Source organism: Lacticaseibacillus nasuensis JCM 17158, from assembly GCF_001434705.1.
In the GTDB taxonomy this organism is placed as follows: domain Bacteria; phylum Bacillota; class Bacilli; order Lactobacillales; family Lactobacillaceae; genus Lacticaseibacillus; species Lacticaseibacillus nasuensis.
Map to the genome: position 1 here is coordinate 222,641 of NZ_AZDJ01000022.1, position 8,547 is coordinate 231,187.

The window sequence follows — 8,547 nt, forward strand, 5'->3', positions numbered from 1 at the left end:
CGCGGCCTTGGCAAAACTTAAAAGTAGTCCTTGCGGTGCAGCCACCACCCGACGACTAGCGCCGTGCCGAGCGACAAGGCCAACACGACCCAGAAGCCATACGTCGGCTTGGCCCATGGCAGCCAGGTGTTTTGGCCCCAGATGCCGCTGAAAATCGGCGGAATCGCCAGCAGAATCGACACGCTGGTCAGCATCTTCATGATCAGGTTCAAGTTATTGGCCACCACCGAGGAAATCGCGGTGTTGTATTGGTCGAGAATCTCCTCGGTGCTTTCCGCCACCGTCAACGCCTGGCCGCATTCCACGGCGGCCCGGTGCAGCGTGGCGTGCTCCGGAAAGCGGTCCTGTAGCGCGGCAACCAGGGCCTTGCTGTGGGTCAGTGCCGCGGTGAAATATACCAAGCTTTGCTCGTAAGCCATGATTTCGTACAGCAATTCGTTGTGCGCCGCGTCGCGTACCCGCTTGGCCATTTGCCGCGTGACCGCTTCGATGGCGGCGGTATCTGCCGTGTATTGCTGGAACACCCGCCAACACAGCGTGAAGGCTAAGTCCAGCGGCGATTCGGCGGTGGCCGCCGCCTGTTCAAGGGCCTGGGCCGCCGGTAGCGGCCGGGCGCTTAATGTCACCAGCTGGTGCTCGCCCACCACCAGCACGATTGGGGAAGTATGGTAGGCGCGCCTGCCGTTTTCGTCAGTGGTTTCGTAAGGCGCGCGCAACACCAGCATGCCGGTTGGTTGCGCCTTGGCCAAGCCGGTGAAGCGCGGATCTTCATGCGGGTCTTGCGCGGCGGCCAGCGCCGCCTCGGGCACGCTGGCCGGGACGGTTGTGGGCAGCTGATAATGCACCCACAGCGTTGGGTCGGTCGTTGTCATGTGAGTCACCTCCACTTTAAGTGTACCGAAGTGACGGCGGCGGCTGCACGGTTGACGAATTTATTTATGAGTGATGATGAATTTGCTGGTGTCGCAGAGGCACACAAACAGGCCCAGCCGCGATGCGGCTGGGCCTTTGTTAGGGATGATTAATATTCCTGCAGAGTTGCGTTGCGAACGGCTGGCTTCGAGCATGTAGCTACGCTTGTCATCCGGTCCAAAGTGCGGACCTGATGACAAGCTTCGCTACCTGTCGAAGCCAAAGCGCCGTTCTCCACAGCCTGAATTTCCCGGGTAATTATTTCACCACGAGGTTGACGATCTTATTCGGCACGACGATTTCCTTGACGATTTGCTTGCCCGCGATGAACTTCTGCACGTTGTCGAGGGCCTTGGCCGCATCTAGCGCCGTGTCCTTCGGCGCGTCGACGGCCAGCGTCACGTGGCCGCGCAGCTTGCCGTTGACTTGCACCATCAACTCGACTTGCGCCGTGGCCAGCGCGGCTTCGTCATAGGTCGGCCATGGCTCGTAGGTCAGCGAGTGGTTGTGGCCGATGCGCTGCCAGATTTCCTCCATCAGGTGCGGAGCAATCGGCGCCAGCATCTTCACGAAGCCTTCGACGTAGGCGTAAGGCAGGTCATCCACCTTGCGCGCCTCGTTGATGAACACCATCAGTTGCGAAATCGCGGTGTTAAAATGCAGATCCGCATAGTCGTCGGTGACCTTCTTGACGGTTTCGTTGTACACCTTATCCAACTTGCCGTCGTTAATGGTGGTAATGTGGTCGCGCATTTTGCCATTGTCATCGATGAACGAGCTCCAGACGCGGTCGAGGAACTTGCGCGCCCCAGCCAGACCGGTGGTCCGCCAGGCAATGCCGGCATCCAGCGGACCCATGAACATCTCGTACAGGCGCAGCGTGTCGGCGCCATATTCGGCGACGACATCGTCTGGGTTGACGACGTTGCCCTTGCTCTTGCTCATCTTCTCGTGGTTGTCGCCGAGGATCATGCCCTGGTTGAACAACTTCTGGAACGGCTCCGGATGCGGGGCCACGCCGATGTCATACAGGAACATGTTCCAAAAGCGCGCGTATAACAGGTGTAACACGGCGTGCTCGGCGCCGCCGATGTACAGATCCACCGGCGTCCACTGTTTCAGCTTGTCAAAGTCCGCCAAGGCTTCCTTGTTATGCGGATCGACGAAGCGCAGGTAATACCAAGACGACCCGGCCCATTGTGGCATGGTGTTGGTTTCCCGGCGGCCCTTGCGCCCGTTTTTGTCGACGACATTGACCCAATCGGTGACGTTGGCCAGCGGGGATTCGCCGGTGCCGCTTGGCTGAATGTCGGCTTCTTCCGGCAGGCGCAGCGGCAGCTCATCCTCTGGCACCAGCGTGGTTTCGCCGTCTTCCCAGTGAATGATGGGAATTGGTTCGCCCCAGTAACGCTGGCGGGAGAAGACCCAGTCGCGCAGCTTGTAGTTGACCTTTTTCTCGCCGACGCCGTGCGCTTCCAGCCAGCTGATCATCGTGTCGATGGCCGGCTGCTTGGTCATGCCGTCGAGGAAGCCGGAGTTGATGTGCACGCCGTCGCCGGTGTAGGCCGCGTCCGTCACGTCACCGCCGTCAATCACCTGAGTAATTGGCAAGTCGAACTGCTTGGCAAACGCGAAGTCGCGGTCGTCATGCGCTGGCACGGCCATGATGGCCCCGGTGCCGTAGCTCACCAGCACGTAGTCGGAAATCCAAATCGGCAGCTTGTCGCCGGTGACCGGGTTGATGGCATACGCGCCGGTCCAGACGCCGGTTTTATCCTTATTCAAATCGGTCCGCTCGAGGTCGGACTTGTGGGCAATCTCGGCTTTATATGCCGCCACGGCCGCCTGCTGCGCCGGCGTGGTGATTTGGTCCACCAGCTCGTGCTCCGGGGCCATTACCGTGTAAGTCGCGCCAAACAGCGTGTCAGGACGCGTGGTGAAGACGTCGAACTTGGCGTCGCTACCCGCGACTTGGAAGGTCACCTGCGCGCCGGTTGAGCGGCCGATCCAGTTGCGCTGCATCTGCTTGATGGATTCCGGCCAGTCGAGGTCGTCGAGCCCATCCAGCAGGCGATCGGCATACGCCGTGATTTTCAGCATCCACTGGCGCATCGGCTTGCGAATGACGGGGAAGCCGCCGCGCTCCGTTTTGCCGTCGATGACTTCTTCGTTGGCGACCACGGTGCCCAGATCCGGGCTCCAGTTGACGGCGACTTCGGCCTCATAGGCCAGTCCGCGCTTATACATCTGCTCGAAGATCCACTGCGTCCACTTGTAGTAGTTCGGGTCGGTGGTGGCCAGCTCGCGATTCCAGTCGTAAGAGAACCCCAGCGAGTTGATCTGGCGCTTGAAGTTCTCGATGTTCTTATGGGTGAAGGACTTCGGCGGGTTGCCGGTGTTCAAGGCGTATTGCTCCGCCGGCAAGCCGAACGCGTCCCACCCCATCGGATGCAACACGTTGAAGCCTTGCATGCGCTTCATGCGCGCGACGATATCCGTGGCGGTGTAGCCCTCCGGATGGCCCACGTGCAAGCCTTGGCCGGACGGGTACGGGAACATGTCCAAGGCGTAATAATTCGGCTTGTTGGGGTCCGTCGTCGTGTTGAATTCGTTATGCTCGTGCCAGTACTTCTGCCACTTTTTCTCGATCGCCTGGTGATCGTAAACCATTACAGTGCCTCCTCGTTGGGTTTCGAACAGAAAAACCCCGTCCTAGTCATTAGGACGGGGTTCCCCGCGGTACCACCTAAGTTCTGCTTGCGCAGCGCTTTGTCTGGATAACGGCCAGTACCGGTACGACCTACTGGATTTCAGTCGTGCATCGCAAAGGCCAGTTCACCCGCGGCTTTGGTTGACTCGCAACAGCCGTCAACTCTCTTGGGCCCCACCGCGGCCTACTCTTCCTTTGTCTGTTCGATATTGAGGCCATTCTAGCAAAAATCCGGCCGTGAAACAAGGCATCGCGAGAATATGCTATACTACTTGCCAATTAGGAGGCCCTCATGACACGCAAACAGATTACCTGTATCTGCCTGGGCAGTTGGCTGCTAGTCGGCCTGCTCGCCGCCGGCATCGCCACGCACGCCGGCTACATTCACGCCATCGACGCACCAATCGTCGCGACGGTGACGCGCTTTCGCCCCGCTTGGCTCACCGCGGTGCTGCTGGTGGTGACGCGCTTTGGCAACCCGCCGATCGTCACCGGCATCACCATCGTGCTGACGTTGGTATTCCTGGCCCGCCGGCACTGGTACAGCGCCGGGCGGCTGGCCCTCACCGTCAGCCTCGGCAGCGCGCTGAATCGCCTGTTGAAGGCCTTGTTCAACCGGCCACGGCCCTTCATCGCCGACCCCAGCATCACGCCGCTGGTGCCGGCAGGCGGCTGGAGTTTTCCCAGCGGCCACGCCAACGGCACCACCTTGCTGTACGGCACGCTGATCGTGTTGTTGTGGCACGCGCCGGTATCACGCCGCACCAAGGTTTTCGGCACCATCCTGGGCGTGGCCGTGATCCTCGCCACCGGCTACTCGCGGATCTACGTGCAGGTGCACTACCCCACCGACGTGCTCGCCGGCTGGCTGGCCGGCGTCGGCGTTATTGCCCTGGCGTGGCTGGTGTCCGGTCGAACTGATTAATCACCAGCGCTAAGGCGACAATGACCACGGAGAAGAAATAAATGTGATGTAAGCCGCCATACAAGATGCCGCGCAGCGTCGGCAACAAATTCGCCGGCAGGCCCTTGGCTTGTTGCGGGTCGATTAGGCGGTTCAACATCGCCGTGGTCACCCGCGGGTGTGCCGCTTGGCCTTGCGCCAAGCCGAGGTTCAACACGACGCCGTACACCGACACCATCAGCGTCTGCCCCAGCGTCCGCGACAAGGTGTTGAAACTCGTCGCCACCCCGACGGCCGCCGGATCGACCACCGCCTGCGCGCGCACCGTCGTCACCGTGATAATCAGCCCGAAGCCAAAGCCCAGCCCGCCGGCAATCACCAAGAAGTGCCAGTACGGCGTGGTGATTGGCACCAGCGCGAGAATGGCGGCGCCGGCCAGCAACAACACCAACGCGCCGCTCACAATGGTGCGCGGCTGGTGCTTGCCCAACAAGCGCCCGGCGACAAACGAGCCCACCACCCACATCAAACTGCTGGGGGTGATGGCAAAGCCGCCAAGCGACGCGCCGAGCCCGAGGATGCCTTGCACCCACATCGGCATGTACGCCTCATAGCCGATGACGAAGCCGGAAATCAGCGCCGCGATGACGTTGGCGATGACAAACGGCCGGTTTTTGAACAAGGCCAGCGCAATAATTGGGTCGGCCGCCCGCCGCTCCGCATGCACGAAGCCGGTGAGCGTCAAACCCGCCACCACCAAGGCGCCAATCAGCAACCACAGGCCTTGCGCCTGCCCGAGGGCCTGAAAGCCCAGCATCAACACTAACAGCGTCGCCATCAGCCAGGCGGTCCCCGCAAAATCGATTGGGGCGTCTGAGTGCCGCGGCGTTTCCCGCAGGAAGATGATGATTAAGGCAATCGTTAACAGCCCAATCGGCACGTTAATGAAAAAGATCCAGTGCCAGCTCAGCCGGTCGACGATGAAGCCGCCCAAAAGCGGCGCGATGACGCTGGCGATGCCCCAGGCCGAGCCGTTGAAGCCCAGCACCTTGGCGCGTTTCTCCAACGGGTAAATGTCGGCAATGATCGTGAAGGTCACCGGCATGATGGCCCCGGCGCCGAAGCCCTGGAGCGCGCGGAAGACGATCAGCACGGGCATGGACTGCGCCAACCCGGACAACAGCGACCCCAGAATGAAAATCACCAGCCCCAACAACAGCACCGGCTTGCGGCCGATGCGATCGGCAAACTTGCCGTAAATCGGCGTCGCCATCGCGTTGGCCAGCAGAAAAATCGAAAACACCCAGTTCATCACGGCCACGCCGTGCAAACTGCCCACAATCGTCGGCATCGCCGTGGAGACAATCGTCCCTTCGATTGCCGTCATAAATGTGGCGATAAAGATTGCGACCGTCACCACCGGGACATTGGTTTTCCTCACTGCAATTCCTCCTATCAACACAAAGCGGCCGCCCATCAACCTGGGTGGCCGCCTCTTCACTCGTTAATCTAAGTACTTGGCCAAGGTCGCCACCTGATCGAGGTGTTCCCAAGGCAGATCAACATCTGTACGTCCAAAATGGCCATAAGCGGCCGTTTGTTTATAAATTGGTCGTTGCAGCCCGAGCATCTTGATGATGCCAGCCGGCCGCAAGTCAAAATTATCGCGAATCGCCTGGTTGATGATCGCTTCCGGCACCCGGTTGGTCCCGAAGCTATTCACCGATACCGATACCGGCTGGGCGACCCCGATGGCATACGCCAGCTGAACCTCCAACCGCTCCGCTAAGCCCGCCGCCACGACGTTTTTAGCGATGTAGCGCGCGGCATAACTCGCCGAGCGGTCCACCTTCGTGGCGTCCTTGCCGGAAAACGCACCGCCGCCGTGGCGGGCGAACCCGCCATAGGTGTCGACGATGATTTTCCGGCCGGTAAGCCCGGCGTCAGCCGATGGCCCGCCGAGCACAAAGCGCCCGGTGGGGTTCACGTAAATCTTGGTGTTGGCGTCGAGCAAGTCGGCTGGAATCACCTGGCGAATCACCTGCGCCTCGATGTCGGCGCGAATCTGCGTCAGCGTGGCCTCCGGGTTGTGCTGCGTCGACAGCACCACAGTGTCCACGCGCATTGGTTTTTCGTTATCGTCGTACTCCACCGTCACTTGCGCCTTGGCGTCTGGCCGCAGGTACGGCAGCGTGCCGTCCTTGCGCACATGCGCGGTTTTGCGCATCAAGGCGTGGGCCAGGCTGATCGGCAGCGGCATGTATTCCGGCGTCTCATTAATCGCGTAGCCGAACATCATCCCTTGGTCGCCGGCGCCGATGCGCTCCAGCGGATCGGTGTCGCCTTCGCGCGTTTCAAGCGAGTCATCGACCCCAAGCGCTATGTCCGGCGACTGTTCGTCCAGCGCCACCAACACGCCCACGCTGTCCGGGTCGAACCCGGATTCCTTGGTGTAGCCGATACCGCGAATCGTGTTGCGCACGACTTTTTGAATATCGGCATAGCCGGTGGTGGAGATTTCGCCAACCACCAGCACCAAGCCGGTGGTCACCGTCGTCTCACACGCCACTCGGGCGTTTGGATCTTGGCGCAACAGTTCATCGAGAATCGCGTCGCTGATTTGATCGGCGATTTTGTCTGGGTGCCCCTCAGACACCGATTCCGATGTAAATAAATGGCGTTCCTGCATGTTTATTTCCCCCTTATTTGTCGGTTACAAGGCATTTCCGCACGTGCGGACCCTATCGGGAACTCAATTGCAACTGTTACAGCATACCATATCCGACCCGCCTTGCGGAAAATGTTTTTGCCCTCGCCCGGCGAGTTCGGTAAGATGAAGGGATACGGAAAGGATCGATGTCATTGGTCACCAAATTATTCACCGGCGCGCTCGCCTGGGCCCAAGTCGTGGTGTTTCCGCTCCTCTTGATCGGCCCGGCCAACCTCAATTGGCGCCTGCAGCTGGTCGCCGCCACGTTATTGCCCTTGTGCCTGGCGCTGGCGCAAGCCCGCATCTGGCCGACGCCGCTACTGGGCCTCGCGGCGCTTCTGGGGCTCATCACCTGCTCGGCGCAGTGGACCTTATTGCCGCTGGTACTCGCCCAGCTCGTGCTGGCGTGGCTGCTCAGCACCCAGTCGCTGACGCCGCCGCCAGCCGCCAGCGTCTGGCTCATCGAATGCTTTTTCCTGCAAGTCACGTTGACTACCGTGGCCAGCCAAGTGATTGATCTCACGGCATTAATCGATTTGGCGCTGGTCATGCTGCCGTTTCTCATCAGCATTTGGGCCAAATCGCTGCCCGGCTGGCTCGACGTCATCGCCATCATCCTGGTGGCCGGCGTGGGCATGTATCTGCAGCATCTCACCTTGCTCAGCGCGCTAGCCATCGTCTTACTGGCCGTGGTCGTCAGCAACCGCAGCCACCCACTGCGGCCGCTTTGGGTCAACGCCGCGGCGTTGGCGACCGGCCTCATCATCATCGCCACTCGCCTGCACGGCTGAGTCACAAAAATCCCGCCTGTCGACTTAACGACAAGCGGGATTTTTAGCGGTTCCAACGAGACTCGAACTCGTGATCTCCTGCGTGACAGGCAGGCGTCCTAACCAACTAGACCATGGAACCAGCGTGAAAAAAATGGAGGATACAGGGCTCGAACCTGTGACCCTCTGCTTGTAGGGCAGACGCTCTCCCAACTGAGCTAATCCTCCAAAAGTGACCCGTACGGGATTTGAACCCATGTTACCGCCGTGAAAGGGCGGTGTCTTAACCACTTGACCAACGGGCCATGATCAACGGAGAGTAAGGGATTCGAACCCTTGATACGAGTAAACCCCGTATACATGGTTTCCAACCATGCTCCTTCAGCCTCTCGGACAACTCTCCATGACTCCGGATGTCAGGCTCGAACTGACGACACCCTGATTAACAGTCAGGTGCTCTACCACTGAGCTAATCCGGAATGTAAAAAAAGCGCGGCAGCTTCCTACCCTCGCAGGCAGTCACCCACCAACTACTCTCGGC

The 8,547-nt window shown here is 60.2% G+C and carries 6 protein-coding genes, 5 tRNA genes, 1 riboswitch and 1 other annotated feature; of the genes, 2 read left to right on the forward strand and 9 right to left on the reverse strand.

Translation table 11 applies throughout. From position 1 onward, the window contains the following. Positions 1-17: 17 nt before the first annotated feature. Together FD02_RS05955 and leuS are read right to left on the reverse strand one after the other, a co-directional pair. Entirely contained in the window at positions 18-872 is an 855-nt protein-coding gene (locus FD02_RS05955) for a magnesium transporter CorA family protein (RefSeq protein WP_054723420.1), read from the reverse strand. 298 nt (positions 873-1,170) lie between these two features. Then, complete coding sequence (gene leuS, locus FD02_RS05960) at positions 1,171-3,582, reverse strand: leucine--tRNA ligase (protein ID WP_056951147.1); 2,412 nt, start codon at positions 3,580-3,582, stop codon at positions 1,171-1,173. A 47-nt stretch (positions 3,583-3,629) separates the two neighbouring features. Then, positions 3,630-3,835 (reverse strand) — a binding site (T-box leader). A 79-nt stretch (positions 3,836-3,914) separates the two neighbouring features. On the opposite strand from leuS, the gene FD02_RS05965 reads away from it, so the two are divergent. Beyond that, positions 3,915-4,547 (forward strand): phosphatase PAP2 family protein, encoded by a 633-nt coding sequence (locus FD02_RS05965; RefSeq protein ID WP_054723421.1) that lies wholly within the window; start codon positions 3,915-3,917, stop codon positions 4,545-4,547. Here the strand turns inward: FD02_RS05965 and FD02_RS05970 are convergent. After that, on the reverse strand, positions 4,507-5,973 hold the full coding sequence (locus tag FD02_RS05970) for an MDR family MFS transporter (protein WP_156408255.1): 1,467 nt from the start codon (positions 5,971-5,973) through the stop codon (positions 4,507-4,509). The two genes, FD02_RS05965 and FD02_RS05970, sit on opposite strands and share 41 nt — an antisense overlap. Before the next feature lie 57 nt (positions 5,974-6,030). Beyond that, positions 6,031-7,215: a methionine adenosyltransferase gene (gene metK, locus FD02_RS05975; RefSeq protein ID WP_056951151.1), complete on the reverse strand. Its 1,185-nt coding sequence runs from the start codon at positions 7,213-7,215 to the stop codon at positions 6,031-6,033. Continuing rightward, positions 7,213-7,293: riboswitch (SMK box riboswitch) on the reverse strand. (Overlaps the previous gene by 3 nt.) Positions 7,294-7,388: 95 nt before the next feature. Here metK and FD02_RS05980 point away from each other — a divergent pair. Further along, the gene (locus FD02_RS05980) at positions 7,389-8,027 is read left to right on the forward strand and encodes a hypothetical protein (RefSeq protein WP_156408253.1); all 639 of its coding nucleotides are present in this window, start codon (positions 7,389-7,391) and stop codon (positions 8,025-8,027) included. A 47-nt stretch (positions 8,028-8,074) separates the two neighbouring features. Here FD02_RS05980 and FD02_RS05985 read toward each other — a convergent pair. From FD02_RS05985 to FD02_RS06005, 5 genes are all read right to left on the reverse strand, one after another. Next, positions 8,075-8,148 (reverse strand) — tRNA-Asp (locus tag FD02_RS05985). 13 nt (positions 8,149-8,161) lie between these two features. After that, positions 8,162-8,234, reverse strand: a tRNA-Val gene (locus tag FD02_RS05990). Positions 8,235-8,239: 5 nt separating this feature from the next. Beyond that, positions 8,240-8,311 (reverse strand) — tRNA-Glu (locus tag FD02_RS05995). Positions 8,312-8,319: 8 nt separating this feature from the next. After that, a tRNA-Ser gene (locus FD02_RS06000) sits at positions 8,320-8,409 on the reverse strand. Between the two features lie 4 nt (positions 8,410-8,413). Next, a tRNA-Asn gene (locus FD02_RS06005) sits at positions 8,414-8,485 on the reverse strand. Between the last annotated feature and the right edge of the window lie 62 nt (positions 8,486-8,547).